Genomic DNA, 21,171 nt, shown 5'->3' with positions numbered 1-21,171 from the left:
CTCATTCTTCCACCCACTCTTTTAGCAAACTTCTTGCCCTGTGATATTGCGCCTTACTTGAACCGACCGCCATATTGAGCATTTTGGCAATTTCCTCATGCCGGTAGCCTTCAACGGCAAATAAAACAAACACTAACCGGGCGCGCTCGGGTAATTTCAAAATTTGTTTATCCAGCTCGTGCAGTTCAGGCATCTCGGCACTGTCTTCCGCCTGCGGCTGGTCTTCGATACTGAAAACCCGCTGCAGCCAGTTCTTCTGCTTTCTCAAATGCGCCAGTACTATGTTGGTGGCCACACTGTGCAGCCAGGTGGTGAACTTACTTTCACCGCGAAAATTGGCAATTTTTTGCCATAACTGCACAAAAACTTCCTGACAAACATCTTCGGCACTGTTTTTATCCGCCAGCATACGCCAGCACAACGCGTAAACCCTGCGATGATGCTGCTGATATAAGTGATGAAATGCCTGCTGATCTCCTTGCTGGGCAGCTTTAATCCACTGCTGCTCCTGATCGGCAAGAAAAACTTTCTGCGCATCAATTATTGTTGAATTGTCCAATCAGCCTGCTCTCGTATTAACCAAATGTGTCGTGTTAAAAGATTAGATGCAGTATGCCGGAAAAGGGTTTAAAGGAAAGGATAATTTTTTAATTTTTATTTGTTTTCAAAGAAATAAAAAACAATTTACCCCCTAACGGTAAAAAACAATGGCTATGGGGTCATGAAAGGTACAGGAGAGGCTTTATGTCCCGTTAACGCAAACAAAGAGTCGATGAAAGATTTGTCCTGATTGCCAGGAGTCGGAAAGCGAAATATTAAAGTGAAAAATAACAGGGGGAAAAGTGGCAGGCAGCTTGGAGAGGTAAAAAATCAGGAACAGTTGTTCAGATAAGCCTTTGTAATGTTGTGTAATGTCATCCGTATTGGCGGCCATGTTAGATTAACGCCGTATTAACTTTTAGCAACAAATAATTTAAGGACGCCATCGGCCAGAGAGGCAGGTTATAAGCGTTTTATTATCAAGAATAAAAATAAGGAAAAATGAATGAAGAAGTACATTTTCTTAAGCGCAACTTTATTGTCAGCATGTTCTGTCACTTATGAAGCGCCACATACGGTAGAGCCGGTAGTTAAAGCCAACCATAGCCAATCGGTAAAAGATATCCTTAAAAATGCTAAAAGAACACTTTTAATGGATGGCTACCGGATCCAGACCTTTGATGATGAAGCAGGTATTATTTCCACCTCATTAAAAAATAAAAAGCTCACGCCACAGGAAGCCGATTGCGGACAAACCATGGGGCTTGATTATCTCAAAGATAACCGCACCAAAACCGAACTGGCCCTGAACATTATCGTGACGGAAAAAGAAGTTACCGTGAAATCCAACATCCACGGTGAATACAAACCCGGCAGAGTAGACCAGGACATCACCTTAACCTGTATTTCCAAAGGAGTAGTAGAAAATAAACTGCTTAAACAGTTAATCACAGGTTAATTGATAACGGATAATGTTGCTATTGAAACTAGCCTTTTGCTAGCGGCAAGGACGCCATACCTTTTTTAGCAACCAGGCAAAGAAACTTGCCCAACGACAATAAGCCAGCAGCATCATCCCTTAAGTTGCTGGCAAATCGCTTTAGTGACAAACCCTTTTTTATCAATCAGGTGCTCAACTTCCGCCACAAACCAGGCACCGTCAACCCCTTCCCTGACCTGACTGATACTCACGGTACCGCCGGCCCTGATATCAGGTTCACCAATGACCATAATTTCTATGGTTTTCGCCACCCGGCTGGCATGGTTTAACCGGGTTTGCGCCGCCCATTTGGCCGTGGTTTCATCGGCATAGGTATAACTTAAATCAAAGCAGGGAGAGCCGGAGCCCACTTCCACCATAGTGCGGGTGGCACTGATAAAGTCGTGATACCAGGCCCGGCACGATTGATAAGCAGGGTATTGGCTTTGCAGGGTGCGCCAGCTGAGTAAATCTTCAATATCCAGCGCCACTTCGGCTATGCCCTTGCCACTGAGGGTTTTACCTGTGCCACGCGGCATGAAAAAGATCACATTTTCCTGTACCTTGCAAACCGCATCATAATAACTTGCCAGCCGGGTCAATAGCTGGATATCGCTTTCGCTTTGCTCTATTTGCGGCAACACTATGCTCTCAAGCTCAGGCGATATTTTTGCCTCAAGGCCGTGGTTACCGGCAACCTTAGCAAACAAATCTTTGAGCAATAAAGGTTCTTCCGGTGTCGATAACCAGCTGAATTTCACCGGCGCCTTTAAACTTTTTGTCCACAGACGCTTATCGCCATATAAGGTTAATTTGTCTCGTGGGCCATTAAGAGCAAACTCGCCAACATTATACTCACCAAAATCATGCAAGATCTCCTTTTCATCTTCTTCTTTGCCATAGCCCAGGGAAATACGCACTTTGTCGTCATCACCGGGCAGCTGGATACGGTGATCGACATGGTCGTCCACCACCAGCTCGCAGCTGTCGCTGACCAGGCCCATTTTCTGGTTTACCCGGACAGAGATCACACGCTCCATCAGTTTATTGCTGATGTCCTTGTTGTTGGCTTCGATATTAAATATTGGAAATTTTTTCATGCTTAGTCCCAGATATTGATGGTGTTTTCGGTTTTAACCACCGCCAGTTCAGGTAACACGATCGTGACATTTTCCGGATATATCACGCCAAGTTCCGCCAGACCCGGGTTAACGGCTAAGACTTGCTCTACCGCCCCCGACTGACGGCCATAATGTTTCCAGCAGATATAATCCAGCGAATCCCCCTGGCGGGTTTGATATTTAACACTTGCCATAATTCCCCCCTGCTACTCGACTTTGAATTTGTATGCTTTTAATGACATGGTAAAGGTAATTTCTCTCGGGTTACCGTCGGCTAAAAACAAGGTACGTTCCTCATTGATAGAGCTGATACACCATTTACCTAATATTCGGCCGACTCCGCCAATGCCTCCGGAGGCGGCTTCGACATAACAAAGTTGAAGCGGCTCACCTTTACTGGCCTGCTTACGCATATCATCAACCTGCTTTAAGCCATTGGGCGCCATTTGCGGATAAATAATCCCTTCAATATCCAGGGTACGCTCCCCCGGTCCGATATATTGCATTAACGGACTATTCGTCTTTGTTGGCGCCTCATTGGGCTCCCAGCGATAGCTGGAAGCATAACTGAGCTTATGAAAGCTTGCGGCTTTCACCGCAAACTCAAATTCCCCCAACTTCATCATGTAGTTTTTATTGCTTGCCGCCATGATCAGGCCACCTCATCCATATAACGTAAACGCACGCCACGCAGGGCTTCACGTTCTTTTTCTTCAAGTTGTTGTCTAATTTGCATGGCGAGTTTGTGCTCATCCATACCGTCACTGGCGTTCACCGTGATTTCGGCATTGACCGTCACCGAAGCATTGCCTGGCTGAGCCGCACCTGCGCCAGAGTTAACCGAGGCAATATTCGCCTCTTGCTGGTTTAATGCACTCACCTTGGCCGATGACAATCCCTGAGGAGCTGTGGTGCCAGCAGATATTGCCGCATCGGAAACTTGATTATTTAAAACATTTCCTGCTGCTACACCTTGCTGGCTCTGAGGGTTTTGTGCCGATACTTTTTCAGCGTCGTCACCACCAAAAAAGCCCGATACCAGGCCACCGACAGAGCCACCTAAGCTTTCACCGCCAAATGCTCCCAGAGCGCCGCCGATCAAACCACCGATAGCGGTACCGAACACCGGGATGACGGAGCCCATGGCCGCGCCTGCGGCGGCTCCTGCCAGGGCTCCGCCCATCCCACCTGCAGCTGCCCCTACCTGCTTGGTTTTTTCATCGGTGCTGAGGCTGTCGTCGGATAAAGTGGTGGCAATATTAGCCGCTCCCATCAGTGCGGTTACCGGAGCCGCAACCCTTCCTAAGAGTTTGGACGCCGGGCCTTTAAGCAGGGATTTAAACAGTCCCCCCTTGCCTTTACCGCCCAGCACCTTGCCAAATGAGCCTAACTTACCCTGTTTAGGGCTGGGTTTAGGTTTCGCTTTGGCCTTAGCTTTTTTCTTCGCCCCGTCGCCTTCATCATCAACATCCGTTAGCTGAGACGGTTTAAAACCTTTTTTGCCCTTATGCTTTGCTTTGCCCTTTTTATTCTTATTGCCTTTACCCTTGCCTTGGTTTTTACGCTGTTTTTTCTTCTCTTTTTCGGCTTCTACCTCAGCCATGGCTTCATCCTGCGCCTCACCAAACAGGTTATCGTACAGACCGTCCATAGACTCAAAAATGTCGGCAGCACCGTCAAAGCCAAAGCCTTTTAATAAATCAGGGGCGGCATCAAGTACGGAAGAAAGATCCCCCGACATCACCTCTTTAAAATTAACCTGTTCCAGGCCAGCAATACTTTGATCAAAAATATCGGCCACGCCGCCCATATCGAGGGAGCGGAATAAATCTGAGCCGGCGCTGGCAATCGAGCTGATATCGCCGCTCATGATGCTGTTGACATCAAGCTTGTCAAAAGCCGCCTGGCCTTTCGCCATCACATCTGCGGCTTCGTCTAAACCTAAGCTCTGTAATAATTCAGGGCCGGCATCGAGTAATGAGCTGAGATCGCCATCAAGAATGGCCTTGGGATCAAGCTTTTTAAAACCTGCTGTGCCTTTGGCCAAGGCATCGGCAGCATCACCGTAGCCCAGTCCCTGCAAAATTTCCGGACCGGCATCAAACAATGAACTGAGATCACCGTCTAACATCGCCTTAGGATCAAGCTTTTTAAAGCCCTCGGCACTGTTGGCTAGGATATCGGCCGCCCCCTCGTAACCTAAGCCTTTTAACAGCTCGGGGCCGGCATCAAACAGTGAGCTGATATCACCGGATAATATCGCCTGAGGATCGAGCTTTTTAAAACCGGCGGTGCCGTGAGCCAGGGCTTCGGCCGCGCCGTCATAACCTAAGCCTTTTAACAGCTCGGGCCCGGCATCCACCAGGGAGTTGAGATCGCCATTTAAGATCGCTTTGGGATCGAGTTTTTTCAGTCCCGCCGCATGACCGGCCAGTACTTCGGCTGCACCGTCAAAACCAAGCCCCTGCAATAACTCGGGACCGGCATCAAACAAGGAGTTGATGTCGCCATTTAGGATTGCTTTAGGATCGAGCTTTTTAAAGCCCGCGGTGCCCTTAACCAGGGCGGCTGCCGCGTCATCGTAACCTAAGCTCTGTAGCAGTTCGGGACCGGCATCAAGTAAGGAGTTAAGATCGCCTTCGACAATAGCTTTGGGATCAAGCTTTTTAAAACCGGCAGTGCCTTTGACTAAGGCCTGCGCCGCACTGTCATAACCCAAACCTTTTAGCAGCTCGGGACCGGCATCAAGCAGAGAAGTGAGATCCCCTTCGAGTACGCCTTTGACATTGAGCTTGTCAATAACCGCCTTGCCCTGTTCAAAGGTTTTCGCGGCATCGTTAAGATCGAATGAGCGCAACAGCTCAGGCGCAGCGACACTCAATGAGCTTAAATCGCCATCGAGTACACCGTTAATATCAAGCTTGGCAATACCGGACTGGGCTTTTTCCACCACATCGGCGGCGTCATCAAGCTTAAAAGCCCGGAGAAATTGCGGCGCAGCACCGGTAATTTTCGTCAGATCTTCCGCCATCAGGTTGTGGAAGTCTAATTTCGCCAGGCCGTCCATCGCCTTAACCAATTCCGGCGATTTTGTTTTAAAACCCAGTTGCGTCAATTGCTTAACAATTGAGCCCAGGCTCTCGCCGAGATCCGGCATTTCTTCTCCGGCAGCAGCTGCTTGAGCTTGCTCAGCCGCTAATTGTGTTTTTACCTGCTTATTAACCGAAACCTGCTGTTGTGCCGCTTTTTTTTGTCTTGATTGGTTTTGTTTTGATTGCTTTTGCGCAAGCTGCCTTTGTTTTGATTGCGCTTGTTTTGAAGATTTTTGCGAAGTCGCAAGGTTCTTTTCACCTTTGTTTTTCTTGAGTGGCATAACGTAATCCAAAGAATGCAAAGAAAAATAAGGAAACGAGAGGCTTCCCGGCTTGAATAAATATCCGCTTGCTAATAACAAGCACGCATCAACGGACTTGCTATTAGCAAAGGGATTATTACGAGGTGATAGTTAGGTGATTAATTGCAGCGTTAACCTGGGAAAATAAAAAGAGCAGCCCTTATCCCGCAGGATAAACATCTCCATATGTAAAGCCGCTCTTGAGCATCCATGATTTTTTATCTGCAGCAAAGGGGGACCCTATCCGTGTCACCCTTTGCTGTTGTGCATCCCTGCTTAAAGATGAGGAAAGCTAAGTGCCTCCCGCGCTTGTTAAAGCGCTCAGGACTCCGTTTCCTGCTTATAACTCAGAGCAGCCTCAAACCAATCGGTTAAGTCCTGCTCTGTTAGGGCCGTCAGTTCCTGCATGCCCCACCCGGTATACTTAGCTAAGGCAATAACCATAGCTTTTAAGCGCTGGGGCGGGATGCGAGAAAAAGTTGCAATTTTTCCCTTAACTGCACGAAATCACTCCAGTCTAACTCTTCAATAACATCGGGAGAGACTTCACATAAATGCGAGAAGTAGTGAATTTCACTTTCCGATTCATGCAGGTCATTACGGTCAATCATCAGACGGTCACGTACCTTAGGTCGACGCATAGAAAGATTCGTATATTCATGGCCATCTATTTTAATGGGGAAGGCTAACTTGATATGTTCTTTCATTGTCTATTACTCTCCTAGAGCGGCACGTAGTTTAGTCATTTGGTCGACACCGTTGATTACACGAGTATCGTTATAAAGATCAATCTCGTAGATAGATTCGCCGTTGATCTCTAACTTGTATTTTTGTACGGCATATTGCATTGAAAGCTTGGCTTCTTCGCCGTCTTTCCAGTTACCCATGTCCATTTCTTTGAAGAAACCTTCCAGGGTAACAACAACCGGCTCAGGATCTTTACCTTGCGCCTGGATAGCACCACGGGCTGTCATGGTAGTGGTTTTACCACCCCAGCCGCCCATCAGCTTCATCACATCGGTGTTATATTCCAGTAAGGAAATGGAGCCTTCAAGTTTTTCCAGCTGGCCGACATCAAGTTCGATTGGTGCCTGAAAACCGGAAGTTACTTCACGGGTTTTTACCGTCACTTTAGGTAACGTGATTTCATCGGCAATGCCCAGGTAACCTTTACCGTCAACGAACAATTTGAATTTTTTTAAGATTTTAGGAGAAATAGCCATTATACAAGCTCCTCTAAGTAGTCATTAGTTAAGATGCTGCGGAATACGATGTGCTCGGCAGGTGTTGGCGGGGTGAAATCAAAGTTGAAGTAGATTTTGCCGGCCTGGATGCTTTCCTTGCTGTTAAGGTCTTCATCCGCCCAGATTTTACCGCCCAAGATAGCACCCTGTGCTTTTAAGCCATCCAGGAAGGACTGCACGCCGTTGGTAACATCTTCGATGTAAGTTTTGGTGATGTTACGATCCACCGCCCACATATGAGCGCGTAATAGCGAGTCATTTACCATGTCTGCGGTACGGACAACCGATAAGAATGCCCATTTATCATCACCGGAAGTGGTGCGGTTACCCCATAAACGGAAGCCGTCCTGACGGATGATAGTGGCCACTTTACCCTTGTTCAGCAGGTTGGCGCGAGAAGCATCATTACCCAATTGGAAGTCAATAGAGCGCGCAAGACCGGTAATACCGTTCATGATCTGGTTACTTGGGCTCCACCAGAAGCCACGTTCATTGTCGGACTTGGCAATCATACCGGCAACACGGGCACTGGCAGGCTCAGTCGCAGGAACACCATTTTTTAATACCTGAACATGAGGATCGACAAGGAATAAACGCTTAGAAGCAATACTGTCTACCTGCGCAATAGCTGCCGCATCGGTGTCATTCGGACCATCGGCAATCACCACTGCACGTAAACTATTGGCCGCCGAAGTCAACGCCTGGGCTACACCCACCTCATGACTGAAACCAGGCGCAACTAAGATACGCGGGGTAACACCTAATACCGACTCAGCGCCTAAAAAGGCATGGATGCCTTCAAACTCGGCGGAAAGATCCGAGCCAATCACGTTACTGAGCGTCGCGGCATCATCCTGACCTTCCTCAACACGGATAACCACAACTACAGCGCCAACCTGATCAAAAATACCATCAAGGGCCGCCGGCAAAGTACCTTCTGCTTTATCCTTATCGGCAACTAATGCAGCGGCCTCGCTTCTTTTACCGGCAATTAATACCGGCTTGTTTGCCGGAAACTTAGCAGTATCAGCACCAGGCGCGGTACCGATAACACCAATAACCGAACTTGTTACCGTCTTAATTGGACGTGTTCCCTGATCGAGTTCGATCACTTCTACCCCGTGGAAAATATCTGACATATGTTTCTCCTTTGAAAGTCGTCAGTAAAAAAACCATGCAAAAATACCCGGTAAGCGAACTTATCGGGGGATTAAGCAAAGTAAATGTAAAAAGCCGGGTGAATACCCGGCTTCAATAAAATGAATTAACTGATTTCAGTTAATATAAAAGAATAATGAAGTATTGCATCAAGCCTTAAACCACCAGGCCTTCTAGTTTTACCGGCTCGCCGTTAAGCAGATAACGGCCGGTAATGTCCAGGCCAAGCTTGCCGTTTTCAATCCTGGAAACGGCAACACTTTCCAGCTCAAATCTTGGCTCCCATAAGGCCAGCGACTGAGAAATATCCATAGTGACATCCCCCACCAGTGACGGCGAATAGGGCCGGTCGACCAAGTCGAACAGGCCGCAGCCATAATCACGGCGCATTACCCGACTGCCCTTGGGCGTAGTTAAAATATCAACAATACTTTGTTTTAAATGGGCTAAGCCAGAAAGGCTGCGCCCGGTTTGTGCATTCATACCTAACATATGTTATCGCTCCTGCTTTTGTGATGTGACCGGCAATCAGCCTCCGGCGGTAAAAGTGCCAAAGCCCTGGGCCATTTTTGCGCCACAGCCGCAAGCATCACCAATACGGGCAACGGCTTTGCCACCGATGCTAAAACTACCTGAGCCTGCGGCTATGGTAATTTTTTCATGCTTGACCTTAGGATCTGTGCTGAGCACATGGGTGCTGATTTCGTCGCCAAGGCGCAGCGGCGCGATACCGCCTATGGTAAAGTTACCAACAGTAGCCGAACCGGCACCCGGTAGAAAAAGCGAATGAACATCGGTAACATGACCGTCAAGTGATACCTGTGGCATCTGACCTCCCGTTATTAACCATAAATGCCGCTATTCCTGGGCACTGATATGGCTGGCATTGAGTTTCATATTGCCGCCGGCTTCCAGAGTCATATTGCCGCCCGCCTTGATACCAAGATCTTTACCGGCATCCAGGCTGATATTTTCGCTGGCTTTGACACTGACCGATTTGGCCTCCAGATCAATATTTTCCTTTGCCGTCACTTTGGCATTCGCTTCAGTAACAACAGTAATATCAGCAGCGGTATTGATATTTAAAGTACCCGCGGAAACAATATCTAAGGTGGCATCCTCCCCTTTGATATCGATAAAATATCTGTGGGTTTTACGGTTATATTCCACCACAGTGCCATCAAGATATTGCATCCGCTCGATATCCTGGCGCTCTTCGGCGGGGATATCGGATACCAGCTCTTGCTGTTGCTGCTGATAAACAGCGCCGAGCACCACTGCCTGGGCAATGTCCCCACAGGGGGCCAGTACCAATACCTGCTCATCAATTTCCGGCGCCTGCCAGTTCAAATTATTGCTGGCCCGGGCCGTTAACCAGGGTAGCCAGCTTGTCAGCCAGTCGCCAATAGTTACCTTAACCCGGGCAGTTTGATAGTCCACCTCAGCGATAGTGCCGACACTGATCAGCTTAGCTAACCTGTGGGGTACATCGGCAGTACCGATCTCGGCAAAGACCTGATTTAAATTCATAAAACCCTCCCCGGAATTAAAGCAAACCTCTTATGCTTAAGGGTTAGCGATATCATTCTGCCACCTCGGGAATTGAAGCAACCAACTGATAATTCTCCCCCTGTATACCAAGGTAGACCTCATGAATATCATGACCCGGTATTTCTGCATCCGGCTCTGTATAATAGTAAAGATTCACTTTTTGGCTGACAGTGGCAACCATACTAGTGTCAATAACTTCAAAGCTGAAATCACAACTTACCGGTTGGGCTCCCTGCCAGGGCAGCACCTGGCTTTCAGTTTGTTCCTCTAAGGGGTCAAGTGCCTGTAAACTGCTTTCCAGCGCCGTGGCTAGTTGATCCACCAGCAGCATTAAAGCATCACTGTCAGCAGCCCCAACCCGGGTCGTTAACATCAGTTCGAGTTTACGTTTGTGATCAACGTGATTCTGCACCCCTTCACTAATTGCGACATAACTATCATCACTCTTAGCTACTGCGGGCGACAGTACTTGTTCACTTTGAACATTAAGCACTACTTCCGGCAAGGCCGGCACCTGGTTTTGCGCCTGGCTCGGCAGCAGCAGGGACACTAAGGTATGCTCTAAGGATTGGGCCGACAGCCCAGCCTTTAACCGCAGCACTAATTGCTGCAGCAAGGCACTACGGTTAATTACCATGATTTTTATCTCGTTATTGAACGAAAAGAATAAGACAGATAAATGCCTAGCGGCGCTTGAATACTGCCAGTGCGGACATCAGCTTAGCGGTGAGCCCTGTGCTAACTTTATCGAGACTTTCTGCTTTACGATCACAGGGCAAAGCCGCAATAAAGGCCAATGCCTCTTGTTCACTTAACCATGTCTGACTGGTTTCAGGGTTAATGGGGTTTAACGCCCCGCGCATAAACACGCTGTTGGTTGCTTTATCGTAATAAGGTGCTTTCATTATTTATACTCCCCGTGTATGCCATGATAACGGCTGGCTCTTGAAAGCCGGGCGAGCTTATAATAAAAAACACTATTGGTATATTGAGCGTGGCTGAATAACCAGGCATCGGCATAAGGGTTATAATGAGGCATATCAATATAATAAACACCTCGGTAGGCGCCGGTTCCTTTCGTTTGTACTATATGTACACACTCCCCCAATATTTTCTGGCTGTCCATACGAATAGCTTTGGCATTTAATTTTACCTTCACCCACTCATCATCACCACTACTGGTATTAGCACCAAGATGCGTACCGCCGACAATTTCAGCAACCAGTTCATTAAACACCGGGACTAAAGTTTTAGTTGCCACTTCCCATAAAAAGGTCTGACTCCCAGTCCAGCTTGAAGAGGTATTTTCCCTTTCATCGCTGCCACATTCACTGGTCATATAATCCAGACCGGCATAATAGTAGTAACTAGTGGAATGGCTGTCACCCGTTGTAGTGCTGCCCAAACGGCCAATATAGTGAGAAGAATACTGATTAACCTGCCCGTTCAACTCCGTCTTATCATGGTAGGAATTATACTTTAACGGGTGAGCCGGATTCGTCGTGCCCGGCGCTCTAAGAGCCACTAAAAACATATCCTCTTGCGCATCTACCCAGGCTTGCGCAAAAGACAGGTTGGCAAAAGTTGGAATATTGGGATCCACCCAGCCGTCACTATACAAGTACCAGGCCTTTAACGACTCAACCACCACCAGGCAATTTTTGCTGTTATCATAAAAAGCAGTCACAGGATAATTACCGGTGCGGTTTGTGGTCTGCGTCGCTTTACGGCCATATTTATCGGTTAGTAAAGCATCATTATAATGGCCGACAGTCATGCCATAATCGGTATCATTATATAACCCTATCCCCCGCCAGTTGGCCTGAGTAAGCGATGCTGAACTATGGTCGGCACACACCATTGAGAATTTTATGTTATTGGCATCATCTGATTTGGCTAAAGGATATTCACCGGCTACCGGTTTATAGCCATAACGATGCGAAGTAGACGTTCTGACGCTATTGCTAGAACAGCCCATATAATCTTTACGAGTAAAAGTTCCTTTATGAAAATCACTACCCGCAGCAAGCTCATACCAGTTATGGCTGTGCTGTACCGAGCTCGGCCCTCCGGTTGTCTCAGTATATGCCGAAGAGCAGATATTCACCTGACCATTATCACTGAAAATTACCGACTGCTGCGGGCAATTACTTAATGCTTCATCTATTATTTCATTGTCACCATCTAGCACCGTCAAGTTATAGGTACTGCCGATAGCCCCATCTTCCCGACGCTTTAAACCTTCAAGCATATGACGCAGCTCATTCACCAGGTTTAATTCATCGGTTTTACTGTCAAAAGTAGTTTTGGCACTTTCCAGCGCGCTAGTGGCACTATTGACATCATCTTTTGCCGTGCTCATATTGGCTACCGCCTGAGCCACTGCATCAGTCATGCTCTGCTCTGCAGTATCTAAATGTTGCTCGGCAATGGCGATAAGCGACTGTTCAAAGTCTTTATTATCGGATAATGCCTGCACAGCTTTAGACAACAGCAACAGCTCTTCGGCGGTCATTTGCGCTTCGGCGCCGGCCTTGAGTTTCGTCAGCAGAGATTGCACCGAGGCTGATATATTAGTCGCCATGGTTAAACTCCTGCAGCTTCAGTTGAAAGCTCACTAGCGGTTAATGTTGCCGCTATGCTTGCATCAACATTAACTACGGCAAAAACAGTTTTGTCCAGACCTAAACGAAAGTTATCGGCTAACTTGCTGTTAATCAGTTCTTCATTAACTTCCCAATAACCAGCCTTGGTCATAGGTGCATTAACGGTGATCACCCCATTCTCCAGGATACCAGCAAATAAATCCTGTTCACCGGTACTCTCGTTCTGTACCGGGATCCGAAATAGATCTTTAGCTACACTAGTTAAGAGTGACTCAGGGTTTTCTTTATCTTTTAACAATTTCGCCGTCAGCTGTAAAGTCGAACCTAAAGTCACTGTCGTTTCACTGAACTCCGCTTCCGGGTTAGGGGCCTGTAGAATGACCCCACTATCAGCAGCAACTGCCGGTGTATCGAAGACCACATACGCCGTATAATTTTCCTCAACTTTTTTCTGCTCAGCCTGATATTCGGTTTCTGACTGCGCAAAAGCGAGCGCTTCGTCTTCACTTTGCCAAAGCAAACCAGTTTCCGGATTGTTGGTAAACTCAGTGCCATCAGCCGACACCAGTGCATATTTTTCTGTATTCCAGGTAAGTTCTGTCATCTGTTACCTCCCGAATGATAAGCTAGTATTTGAATGATAATTACCCGAGGTAGTTTGATAATGATCATAGCCACCTATGGACCAAATCAGGCATTTATGAATATGCGAGTAAGCGATAAAAACAGGAGATTGCATATTCTGGCTACTGGGGTTGTACAAATTCGCATTGGCATGATATTCAACCGCTAACCGGGCATAATTGCCATAAATATCAACAAACGAAGTCTGCCCGCGTAAGGTACTCAACATTGGATATGTAGTGGTACCGCTTTTAGGAGTTATCGCAGTCTCGCCGATCAAAAAGTGTTGCGGAGCCAACCGGGTTACCGCCTTAATCCCGCTGGTAGCATCAAAACCGGTAAAATTAGTATAAGAAGCACTCTCACCTCCAATATAGGAAGTAAGATATGCAGCGGAAAAGTAGCTGGAACTATTACTAATAGAACTGGTACTCGAGTGGCTATGTAAATAGGTCTTAAAAGAGTCGGCTCTCAAGTATCCTGCCGCCTGTGCCCAAGCCGTGAAAGCAGCCTGGTCAACAAAGGTAGTATCTGCGACAACAACGAAACCGTCGGTATTGATCTTATTTAAGAAGCCGCCACTAACAACATACAAGTCTTTAGTGGCTTTATCATAATAAATCTCCTGATAATCCACTGCCTTACTAAATTCCCAGCTAAAGGCGCCCACATGTTGAATATTCAAAGTTCCCGACTGATAGTGGCAAAGCCTGCTAGTATCATCGGCGAACGGACAAAAACCAAAAGTGCCGCCGGTAAAAAGCTGACTGGTTTTGGAAGCAACTTGTACAGACTGATCTTTTGTAACCCGAACAATATGAGCTCTTCTATAGGTGGTTGTTTGACTACCAAAATCCAAGTACGCATAAAACTCACCAGTAACATAGTTGTCTAAACAGGTAACATTAGCCGCCCGTTTAGAATAGCCATTACTATCATGATTTCTATGTAGTTGATGCTCGTAGGCATTATAACCTATCTGAAACTTGTTAAAGCTACCACCGATAGTATCACGCACCGTCGGCGCTATCGTTGCCAGAGAGCTGTCTAAGCTAGAGTTCATACCCGATAAACTGGTGTCGATACTGGTTTGTAACCCGGGAATTAAATTTAAATTTGTCGATTGAGTCTCTATCGAGGCTTTGGCGGCATTAATATCGTTTTTCGCTGCGGTTAACGCGGCATCTGCGGTATTAAAGTGTTCCTCGACAACCGCAATCAAGGCGGTTTCAAAAGTGGTGCTGTTTTTCATGGTGTCCAGCGCTTTTGCCACCAGTAACTGGTCTTCGGCGCTAAGCGGTGTTTCGCTGTTTAAATCGGCGACCAGCTTGTCAACCATGATTTGTGCAGCATTGGATATTGTTGACATGTAATTTCCTTAAAGCTTACTTAAACGTTAAACAACTGGTCATCCACCAGGTGGTTGATCTTGATGCGGCGGAATCTTTCTGCGTTGATCCTTTCTTCCTGCTCCAGTTTTTCCTGGAGATCGACGGAGTTTTGAAAGAAATCATTATCGATGGCGGTGATCGCTTCAGCGATGCGGACCACGTCGTCCTGCAGGAAGTTATCGGCATCCGGCAAGGGGTAGTCCTGGTGGAGTGTTCTGTTATCGAACATAAATCCTCCTGAAATGTAAATGAGGTAATGAAATACCAGAGAATCAAGTGACCAGGGATAAAGCCGGCCACTTGAATGTAATTGTTGAAGTTCATACCGGCGGTTATAACGCAAGTATTAAGTGGTCATTACCCGTAAATCACGCACCCGGGGTCTGTCCTGGGCGCTGCCGGTAAGCACCAGCTTCACGCGCACGGTATCGCTGGTCACATCATCAAAGATAAACTTCAGACTCTGCCACTCATCCCCGACAGCGCTGGCGGAATTCACTGTCATCTGCTGCCACTCACCGTTAAGTTCGGCAAAGACATCCACGCTGGCCAGCCCGGGAACAAAAGATTCGAACACTACGGTTACTTTTTTGTTAGCGCCGCAGGTAATGGCCCGGGTGATATAATCAGCGGTTTGCGCCAAAGTACCCGATGCCGCTTGTACCCCCGGATATAATACCGGGCTCAGGGTCTCGGTACCGGTGAGACGCGCCTGGACATCCAGTTTGCCGGTAAAGTTGGCCGACAAATTAACCGGCTCCCCTTCCTGGCAGGTATAAACCGGCTGGTTTTCCCCCTGCGGGGTAAATTCAAAGCGCAGGTCGGTTTCCGTGCCCGGACGTTCAACGGTGCCCAGCGGCAACCAGTTGGACATATCAGCAACCTCCATTTCACCCAAAGGCAAGACCATGGAAGTTTCATCGAATTTCGCCGCCAATAAACGGAAGGTTAAATCCATGCTTTGGTGCGGGGTCCAGGTACTGGCGTTACTGGATGACAGTAATACCCCTACCTGGTACGGCTGGCTGGTTACCCAACCCTCTTCTTTATCATATTTACCCAGCTCCGCTACCGACACTTCATAGTCGGCATCATCGGTTAGTACCACGATGGCATATTCCTGATCGGCATTTAAGAATACCGGGGCAAATTCAAAGCGTGTGCTCTGGCCGTTTAATAAAATGTCGTCCTTGGTCAGGGTCGCTTCCGCCAGTACTTCCTGATTAGGCAAACCGGTGGCGGTTTCGCGGATTTGCACCCGGACAGTGTCTTCACCCAGGGTGGTAAACCACAGATCTACCCCGGCAATATGCCGGCTTTGCGGTAAGGTAAAGGTTTGCGCCAACGGATCCCAGCGTTGCCGCCAGGTGTTAATGGTACGTACCCGGCGCATGGTTGCGACCTGGATACGGCCACTGCCGGTATAGCTGGCTTCGCCAAAAGAGCCGCCATCACCGCTAAAGGTTACCGATTTCGTGCCCGAAGGCACACCGCTCGGTACGGTAAAAGAACCACGGACAACGCCGTTGCTGTCTGCTTGAACCATTATTTTGCTCCCGCTGTAATCTTTATTGTTGCCTGTGCAAAAACCATTATCTTGCTCCCGAGGTAATGTCGACGCCGTCAAACATCAGCTGATCTAATTTCTCACCACCGCCAAAGCCGGTGATCTCAAAATTGACCTGGCGTACCCGTAAAAACTCGGCGGCAGTGGAAGAAACCGACACGGTTTCATTGGTATTGCTGACAGTATTCCAGCCCCTTCTCCAGACCCAGTTCCAGGTACGGGTGCGGCTATTCCATACCCGTTGTCTTACCCGCCACCAGCCGCGGGTGATCCAGCGGGTAACAGGGCTGGTCCAGACCCGGGTGGTTTGGGTCCAGTGATCCACCGCCGGGGTGAGTTTCACTGTCGCCGGGATAGGTGAAAACGCCTGATAGGGGTTCACTTTCATTTTGCCGGTTTTCATGGTCTGCTCAAGCACGGCTTCAAGCTGGTAATTGAGCGTTACCGGACGATCCTCACTGGGCAGGGCTAAATCGCTGACTTCGACATCCACCGGCAGCATCAACTCACCGTCGATAATGGCGGCCGTTTGTGCCAGCCCTTCATCACGCATATCGTCATCAAGGAAAGGGTCGACAAAGACGCCGTGTTTGGCTGCCGGCTCTTCGGCATTGGCATCGTTTCGCAGGCGCTCAATGGCCAGCAAGTCATATAAATCGCCGATTTGCTGCTGCATTTCTTCCAGCGTCGACATAGGTACCGAGCGTACCGCTAAATTGGTTACTTCCGGCTTGCCGTCGCTAAACCAGTTTTGTCTGATTTGCGCCAGCACCAGCTGATTATCCGGGGCTACCGGTGCCGTCGGTTCGTAACTGTTGGATGCGCCTTTAATACGCTGTACCTGGCCTTGTTGATCCAACACCACCAGGTCGATACGGTTCATGCTCCACTGATAGTCAACATCAAAAGCAGAGTTGGCCACTATGGTGGTGCCGTCAGCCAGGGTTTGATTTAAGGTAAAACCGGTTTCATCGGCGGTGACATCCAATTGTTCACGGAACTGGTAAACAACCTCATAACTTTCACCGTCATCCGGCCTTGCGCCACCCAGACCCCAGTTGACCTGATTACCGGCGAGGCTATAGTCAACCCCTTCCTGATAAACCGTCTCGTTCTGAGTCACGGAGACTAAAGCATAAACCGCGACATCCGGCAGCGGATCGACTGATCCGCGTATATCACTGCGGGTCAGGGTGACGGTTTTTTCCAGGTTGGCATCCACACGGCTGATATTGTTCACCGGAGAGAAAGCCAGGTTGATACGCATATCACCGTTTTGATCCGGGGTAAAAACATGCGGCTCACTTTCAATCAGCTGCTTGTCGGGATCATAGGCAAAAAGTTCACGGCGTGAGGTCGGAAAAGACACTTCATAGCCCTGGATATGGGCCTTGCCCTCTTCCAGGCTGTAAACCTGATAATCACCCTCAATATCGCGATAGGTTAATTTCATGCCGTCAACCACATAACTGCCGCCGTTAGCTTCACGATCGTAACGGGCCAGCGCCACAGTCACAGCATCAAGTTGCGGCGGCGGCTGTTTGATGATCAGCACGCCTTTGTCGATGCGGTATACCGGGTAAAAGTTGGCGTCATCGAAACCGCTGTCGGTAGCCAGACCCCACTGACAGGTGATTTTTAAACGCGCCGCGCCGGGCTCGTCGTAGTTGTGGGCGCTAACCGCCGGATCTCTTAGGCTGGGATCTTCAAGTTCAGTCACTTCACTTTCGCTGAGCCAGACGCCGATATCGACAATCTGATCGGTAGCAACCACCAGCTCAGACGGCTCCAGGCTACGCACTTGGCCGCGAAGATAAACCGAACAGGCACCGATTTGTACCAGGCCGGTTTCACTGTTCACCGCCGGTTCGCCGTCAAGCACGACATCACCGTCTTTTAACAAGACATCGGCAATACCTTTGACCTGGTGGGAAACCTGGGCCTGGATATCGTTTAATTCCGCGCTTTGCAAACCTTTGCCCGAACGAAACAGCAGTTGTTCATAACCCTTTGCAGGGTCAAATCTTTGATAATAATCTTGCATAAAGCTTCCTTTAAAAACTCAGGACAAATTCAAATGTTTCCTTGACCCCCTGGTCACGGAATAAAGGCTTGCGATGCTCCAACAGCATTAAGCTGCCAGCAGACTCCAGCTCATCCGGGGTAAAATAGTATTGCCCGTCAGGTAAGCCGGCTTTAGGCTCAGCACCTACCATCACCGCCACTTCCCTTAAGGTTTCCCCTAAGCCGTTGTCAAAGTCGAAATTAAACTCGAGATAAATATGGTTGGTGGGTGTTTCCACCAGGGAAAACTTCCCGGTGGGTACCTCAATCACACCGTCACTGTCCGGCTGGCAAAATTTAATGCGGCTGGCTTTACGATAACCAAAAGCATCAAGTAATGTCGTGCTGGTGATCTGCTCTGCCGGGGGGTTGTCGCCCCAGCTGACATCACCTCGTCCCCAGCCGATAAAAATAGGCTGGCTGGCAACAAATTCCGCCAGGGCAGTACGCCCGCTTTGGGTAAGTATGGCCACTGTAGTTCACTCCTGTGGGGTTAATGACGAACATCACCAGCCATAGAGTCAATGACTTATGGCCAGCACACATAACACCAGCACCGGGATAACTGAATTCAGTTCCGGTCGTTGGTTTATCGTCGGGTAAAAACGAAAAAACCCGCCGGCGGCGGGTTTCTTTAAAAGGCAACCATTAAAAAGAAATGGTTGGTTTTCATTGCTGTAGTTAATGAAGCCTTTAATGGGCTTCTTTGTCAGTATGGGTAAATAATACCCTTTTTTTCGCTGCGTTACAGGTCAAGTCTGACCGGCGATAAACTCAGTGAATACTGCCTTAAAAACAGACAAACCGTTATATCAGATAAGCTTGATATAACGGTTTGTCTGCTATTTACTTCTTTGTCAGTATGGGGAAATAATACCCTTTTCTTCGCTGTATTACAGGTCAAGTCTGACCGGCGACAAATTCAGTGAGTATTGCCATAAAAACAGAGCGCCGTGAAACCTGGTAAACCGGGTTTATTACAGCTCACCTGATTGAATATTGTTAACATCTGATGTCAAAAGCACTTTGTTTGCTTCTTTGTCAGTATGGGAAAATAATACCCTTTTTTTCGCTGCGTTACAGGTCAACTCTGACCTGATAACCTTTATCGGCTAAATTAAGCCAAGTTTGCTGACGTAAACTTAAGCTTAATTTAAACGACAATTTCCCCGGAGGCGCCAAAGCACAGGACTCTGGGGCTAAATAGCAAAACCCGGGCAATAACCCGGGTTTAAATATTGCTAACCGAACAATCAGCCAATTATTCAGGTTTTAGCGGCCAGGCGATATCATCGGGATTAGCCGTTGATTGCGGCAAGTCACGCAAGGCCTGGCGATACTGGGCAAACTCAGCTTTTTTTTCTGCGGACAAGGGACTGTCAGAAATTTGTGTCCAGTCGGTCGCGGCCATCAAGGCATCCCGCTTCGTTCTGATCTGGGTCCATGCCATTAACTGGATTTCTTCCGTGGTCGGTGTTGGTAAAGTGATATTATCCATACATACTCCTAATGTTAAAAATCAACCGTATCGGCAAGCGAGACTTTGACATCCAAATCACCGGCATTAAATAAACGGCCATTGCCCACCCGCATGGTATCAATACACACGGAATTGTAATAAGTATTAGGCACCAAAATACGTAAAATGACATTACCGGCTGCATCTGAGTATGAGTCAGGACTCATGCCCCCGGCGTTAGCCTTGTTAATAACGGACTTGCTGGTGGCATAACAATAACCGGAGATAACCTCATCGATCAGTTTTGCTGCACCATAACAATAACCGCGGATATTGAACCAATACATTTCACTATGGGTGTTGATGTTCATTGGCGTTTTAAAATGCAAATAGACATTAGAGCTGGTGCCAAGATCATCTATTTTTCCGGCAAAACCGCCACTATCTCCGCCAAAGCCATACGGCGCTCCGGTGGAATGAAGAAAACCCTGAAAAATATTCAAGCGCATAGCGCCGTTGACGGCGATATCGCCGGTTACATCTTTCTGGTTTCGCCAGACATCAAATTCTGCTTCGGCAGCATCCATGCGCTGGTCAATCTGCCCCATTCTGCCGGTCACGGTCGCTGTCATGTTCTCAGCTGCCTGGACCACATTGGCAATATCTTGTGTTAAAGACATTCTTGTCCTCCTGTTGTTCTACGGTGTAACTTGATGCACGCCGTACTGAAAAGCCCGGCAGGCTAAGCCAATTCGCCAGACCGTTAATTTGAATAGAAACTTGAATAGAGTTTGAGTTAGTTTTACTTTAGCGGCTGAGCCGCTAAAGTGTATTTGTTACACAAAAAAAACCGCTATTGACTTGGCTATGAAGCCGCCTGCTGCTCAAGGGCCAACAAGCGAAATTCCTGCTGCATTTGCCGGTGCAAGGTATTAATTTGCACCTCAGCCATTTGTGCGAACTCTTCATCGATGACCAGGTTAAGGTTTTCACTGCCAACGACAACGGTGACGCTGTCGGTTGGCAAGGCTTCGATATTGAGGGTGAACCATTGCATAATTTTCACCACCGGGGTGCGATAACCCAAAGTTTTCCCTGCCTGGGAATACACCCCGAGTAAGGTACCGTCACTAAGGAAAATACCTATTTCGCGGATCGCGTATTCAAGCTCCCCCTCAAATTTGCCCGCCATGCGTAAGTTCTTACCGTCTCCCTGGTAATCCATCACTTCGATGCGTTCTTTTTCACTGAGTAAAGCCGTCTGGTTTTTGCCCGGCGCATAAGCCCCGTCACCAAAGGCCATATGCGTGATCTCACCTTTCAAGCCCTTGTCTTGTTCAGACAACAGCTTAGCCAGTCCGGCTTCTGTAAATTGCAGTTTAAGTCCTGCCATGAATGTATCCCTTCTTAATCAATGTCGACGATATCAAACTGGCACATGGCCAGCCCCATTTTCAAAAATTGCCCTTAAGT

Annotated in this window: 24 protein-coding genes; 1 reads left to right on the top strand and 23 read right to left on the bottom strand. The window is 48.0% G+C overall.

Annotated features, from left to right (window positions below):
• Position 1: 1 nt before the first annotated feature.
• On the bottom strand, positions 2-559 hold the full coding sequence (locus QL234_RS19435) for a sigma-70 family RNA polymerase sigma factor (RefSeq protein ID WP_281559442.1): 558 nt from the start codon (positions 557-559) through the stop codon (positions 2-4).
• 486 nt (positions 560-1,045) lie between these two features.
• Here QL234_RS19435 and QL234_RS19430 point away from each other — a divergent pair, with 486 nt between their 5' ends.
• Complete coding sequence (locus tag QL234_RS19430; RefSeq protein WP_281559441.1) at positions 1,046-1,498, top strand: hypothetical protein; 453 nt, start codon at positions 1,046-1,048, stop codon at positions 1,496-1,498.
• A 113-nt stretch (positions 1,499-1,611) separates the two neighbouring features.
• Here the strand turns inward: QL234_RS19430 and QL234_RS19425 are convergent, their stop codons facing one another.
• From QL234_RS19425 to QL234_RS19320, 22 genes are all read right to left on the bottom strand, one after another.
• A complete protein-coding gene (locus QL234_RS19425; protein WP_281559440.1) occupies positions 1,612-2,619 on the bottom strand; it encodes a phage tail protein in 1,008 nt (335 codons plus the stop codon).
• Positions 2,620-2,621: 2 nt separating this feature from the next.
• A complete protein-coding gene (locus tag QL234_RS19420; protein WP_281559439.1) occupies positions 2,622-2,834 on the bottom strand; it encodes a tail protein X in 213 nt (70 codons plus the stop codon).
• 12 nt (positions 2,835-2,846) lie between these two features.
• Positions 2,847-3,290, bottom strand: a complete 444-nt coding sequence (locus tag QL234_RS19415) for a phage tail protein (protein ID WP_281559438.1) — start codon at positions 3,288-3,290, stop codon at positions 2,847-2,849.
• A 2-nt stretch (positions 3,291-3,292) separates the two neighbouring features.
• The gene (locus QL234_RS19410; protein WP_281559437.1) at positions 3,293-6,013 is read right to left on the bottom strand and encodes a hypothetical protein; all 2,721 of its coding nucleotides are present in this window, start codon (positions 6,011-6,013) and stop codon (positions 3,293-3,295) included.
• A gap of 470 nt (positions 6,014-6,483) precedes the next feature.
• A complete protein-coding gene (locus tag QL234_RS19405) occupies positions 6,484-6,741 on the bottom strand; it encodes a phage tail assembly protein (protein ID WP_044836121.1) in 258 nt (85 codons plus the stop codon).
• 6 nt (positions 6,742-6,747) lie between these two features.
• Positions 6,748-7,257 (bottom strand): phage major tail tube protein, encoded by a 510-nt coding sequence (locus tag QL234_RS19400; RefSeq protein WP_053043467.1) that lies wholly within the window; start codon positions 7,255-7,257, stop codon positions 6,748-6,750.
• Complete coding sequence (locus QL234_RS19395; RefSeq protein ID WP_281559436.1) at positions 7,257-8,417, bottom strand: phage tail sheath subtilisin-like domain-containing protein; 1,161 nt, start codon at positions 8,415-8,417, stop codon at positions 7,257-7,259. Before QL234_RS19395 ends, QL234_RS19400 begins: the two co-directional genes overlap by 1 nt.
• 175 nt (positions 8,418-8,592) lie before the next feature.
• Positions 8,593-8,928, bottom strand: coding sequence for a GPW/gp25 family protein (locus QL234_RS19390; RefSeq protein ID WP_281559435.1), 336 nt, complete (start codon positions 8,926-8,928; stop codon positions 8,593-8,595).
• A gap of 36 nt (positions 8,929-8,964) precedes the next feature.
• Positions 8,965-9,264: a PAAR domain-containing protein gene (locus QL234_RS19385; protein WP_281559434.1), complete on the bottom strand. Its 300-nt coding sequence runs from the start codon at positions 9,262-9,264 to the stop codon at positions 8,965-8,967.
• Positions 9,265-9,294: 30 nt separating this feature from the next.
• The gene (locus QL234_RS19380; RefSeq protein WP_281559433.1) at positions 9,295-9,966 is read right to left on the bottom strand and encodes a phage baseplate assembly protein V; all 672 of its coding nucleotides are present in this window, start codon (positions 9,964-9,966) and stop codon (positions 9,295-9,297) included.
• A gap of 52 nt (positions 9,967-10,018) precedes the next feature.
• On the bottom strand, positions 10,019-10,624 hold the full coding sequence (locus tag QL234_RS19375; RefSeq protein ID WP_281559432.1) for a hypothetical protein: 606 nt from the start codon (positions 10,622-10,624) through the stop codon (positions 10,019-10,021).
• 46 nt (positions 10,625-10,670) lie between these two features.
• Positions 10,671-10,892, bottom strand: a complete 222-nt coding sequence (locus tag QL234_RS19370; RefSeq protein WP_281559431.1) for a hypothetical protein — start codon at positions 10,890-10,892, stop codon at positions 10,671-10,673.
• Positions 10,892-12,571: a hypothetical protein gene (locus QL234_RS19365; RefSeq protein WP_281559430.1), complete on the bottom strand. Its 1,680-nt coding sequence runs from the start codon at positions 12,569-12,571 to the stop codon at positions 10,892-10,894. Before QL234_RS19365 ends, QL234_RS19370 begins: the two co-directional genes overlap by 1 nt.
• Before the next feature lie 2 nt (positions 12,572-12,573).
• Positions 12,574-13,197 (bottom strand): hypothetical protein, encoded by a 624-nt coding sequence (locus QL234_RS19360; RefSeq protein ID WP_281559429.1) that lies wholly within the window; start codon positions 13,195-13,197, stop codon positions 12,574-12,576.
• 3 nt (positions 13,198-13,200) lie between these two features.
• Positions 13,201-14,586 (bottom strand): hypothetical protein, encoded by a 1,386-nt coding sequence (locus tag QL234_RS19355; protein ID WP_281559428.1) that lies wholly within the window; start codon positions 14,584-14,586, stop codon positions 13,201-13,203.
• A 20-nt stretch (positions 14,587-14,606) separates the two neighbouring features.
• The gene (locus QL234_RS19350; RefSeq protein ID WP_281559427.1) at positions 14,607-14,837 is read right to left on the bottom strand and encodes a hypothetical protein; all 231 of its coding nucleotides are present in this window, start codon (positions 14,835-14,837) and stop codon (positions 14,607-14,609) included.
• A 117-nt stretch (positions 14,838-14,954) separates the two neighbouring features.
• Positions 14,955-16,154 (bottom strand): hypothetical protein, encoded by a 1,200-nt coding sequence (locus QL234_RS19345; protein WP_281559426.1) that lies wholly within the window; start codon positions 16,152-16,154, stop codon positions 14,955-14,957.
• Between the two features lie 46 nt (positions 16,155-16,200).
• Positions 16,201-18,219, bottom strand: coding sequence for a DUF4815 domain-containing protein (locus tag QL234_RS19340; RefSeq protein WP_281559425.1), 2,019 nt, complete (start codon positions 18,217-18,219; stop codon positions 16,201-16,203).
• A 10-nt stretch (positions 18,220-18,229) separates the two neighbouring features.
• Entirely contained in the window at positions 18,230-18,712 is a 483-nt protein-coding gene (locus tag QL234_RS19335) for a hypothetical protein (protein WP_281559424.1), read from the bottom strand.
• A gap of 788 nt (positions 18,713-19,500) precedes the next feature.
• On the bottom strand, positions 19,501-19,737 hold the full coding sequence (locus tag QL234_RS19330) for a tail fiber assembly protein (protein WP_281559423.1): 237 nt from the start codon (positions 19,735-19,737) through the stop codon (positions 19,501-19,503).
• 14 nt (positions 19,738-19,751) lie between these two features.
• On the bottom strand, positions 19,752-20,378 hold the full coding sequence (locus tag QL234_RS19325) for a hypothetical protein (protein WP_281559422.1): 627 nt from the start codon (positions 20,376-20,378) through the stop codon (positions 19,752-19,754).
• 185 nt (positions 20,379-20,563) lie between these two features.
• A complete protein-coding gene (locus tag QL234_RS19320) occupies positions 20,564-21,091 on the bottom strand; it encodes a phage tail protein (protein ID WP_044836107.1) in 528 nt (175 codons plus the stop codon).
• Positions 21,092-21,171: the final 80 nt, after the last annotated feature.

The sequence above is a fragment of the Thalassomonas sp. RHCl1 genome (assembly GCF_947387555.1).
Taxonomy (GTDB): domain Bacteria; phylum Pseudomonadota; class Gammaproteobacteria; order Enterobacterales; family Alteromonadaceae; genus Thalassomonas.
The sequence above is the reverse complement of the archived record's forward strand: the minus strand, read 5'-3'. Positions and strand labels throughout refer to the sequence as shown.

Bases quoted from the DNA above. Each gene is read 5' to 3' on its own strand.
- QL234_RS19430 (WP_281559441.1), top strand. From the start codon at position 1,046: ATGAAGAAGTACATTTTCTTAAGCGCAACTTTATTGTCAGCATGTTCT.
- QL234_RS19425 (WP_281559440.1), bottom strand. From the start codon at position 2,619: ATGAAAAAATTTCCAATATTTAATATCGAAGCCAACAACAAGGACATC.
- QL234_RS19420 (WP_281559439.1), bottom strand. From the start codon at position 2,834: ATGGCAAGTGTTAAATATCAAACCCGCCAGGGGGATTCGCTGGATTAT.
- QL234_RS19415 (WP_281559438.1), bottom strand. From the start codon at position 3,290: ATGGCGGCAAGCAATAAAAACTACATGATGAAGTTGGGGGAATTTGAG.
- QL234_RS19410 (WP_281559437.1), bottom strand. From the start codon at position 6,013: ATGCCACTCAAGAAAAACAAAGGTGAAAAGAACCTTGCGACTTCGCAA.
- QL234_RS19405 (WP_044836121.1), bottom strand. From the start codon at position 6,741: ATGAAAGAACATATCAAGTTAGCCTTCCCCATTAAAATAGATGGCCAT.
- QL234_RS19400 (WP_053043467.1), bottom strand. From the start codon at position 7,257: ATGGCTATTTCTCCTAAAATCTTAAAAAAATTCAAATTGTTCGTTGAC.
- QL234_RS19395 (WP_281559436.1), bottom strand. From the start codon at position 8,417: ATGTCAGATATTTTCCACGGGGTAGAAGTGATCGAACTCGATCAGGGA.
- QL234_RS19390 (WP_281559435.1), bottom strand. From the start codon at position 8,928: ATGTTAGGTATGAATGCACAAACCGGGCGCAGCCTTTCTGGCTTAGCC.
- QL234_RS19385 (WP_281559434.1), bottom strand. From the start codon at position 9,264: ATGCCACAGGTATCACTTGACGGTCATGTTACCGATGTTCATTCGCTT.
- QL234_RS19380 (WP_281559433.1), bottom strand. From the start codon at position 9,966: ATGAATTTAAATCAGGTCTTTGCCGAGATCGGTACTGCCGATGTACCC.
- QL234_RS19375 (WP_281559432.1), bottom strand. From the start codon at position 10,624: ATGGTAATTAACCGTAGTGCCTTGCTGCAGCAATTAGTGCTGCGGTTA.
- QL234_RS19370 (WP_281559431.1), bottom strand. From the start codon at position 10,892: ATGAAAGCACCTTATTACGATAAAGCAACCAACAGCGTGTTTATGCGC.
- QL234_RS19365 (WP_281559430.1), bottom strand. From the start codon at position 12,571: ATGGCGACTAATATATCAGCCTCGGTGCAATCTCTGCTGACGAAACTC.
- QL234_RS19360 (WP_281559429.1), bottom strand. From the start codon at position 13,197: ATGACAGAACTTACCTGGAATACAGAAAAATATGCACTGGTGTCGGCT.
- QL234_RS19355 (WP_281559428.1), bottom strand. From the start codon at position 14,586: ATGTCAACAATATCCAATGCTGCACAAATCATGGTTGACAAGCTGGTC.
- QL234_RS19350 (WP_281559427.1), bottom strand. From the start codon at position 14,837: ATGTTCGATAACAGAACACTCCACCAGGACTACCCCTTGCCGGATGCC.
- QL234_RS19345 (WP_281559426.1), bottom strand. From the start codon at position 16,154: ATGGTTCAAGCAGACAGCAACGGCGTTGTCCGTGGTTCTTTTACCGTA.
- QL234_RS19340 (WP_281559425.1), bottom strand. From the start codon at position 18,219: ATGCAAGATTATTATCAAAGATTTGACCCTGCAAAGGGTTATGAACAA.
- QL234_RS19330 (WP_281559423.1), bottom strand. From the start codon at position 19,737: ATGGATAATATCACTTTACCAACACCGACCACGGAAGAAATCCAGTTA.
- QL234_RS19325 (WP_281559422.1), bottom strand. From the start codon at position 20,378: ATGTCTTTAACACAAGATATTGCCAATGTGGTCCAGGCAGCTGAGAAC.
- QL234_RS19320 (WP_044836107.1), bottom strand. From the start codon at position 21,091: ATGGCAGGACTTAAACTGCAATTTACAGAAGCCGGACTGGCTAAGCTG.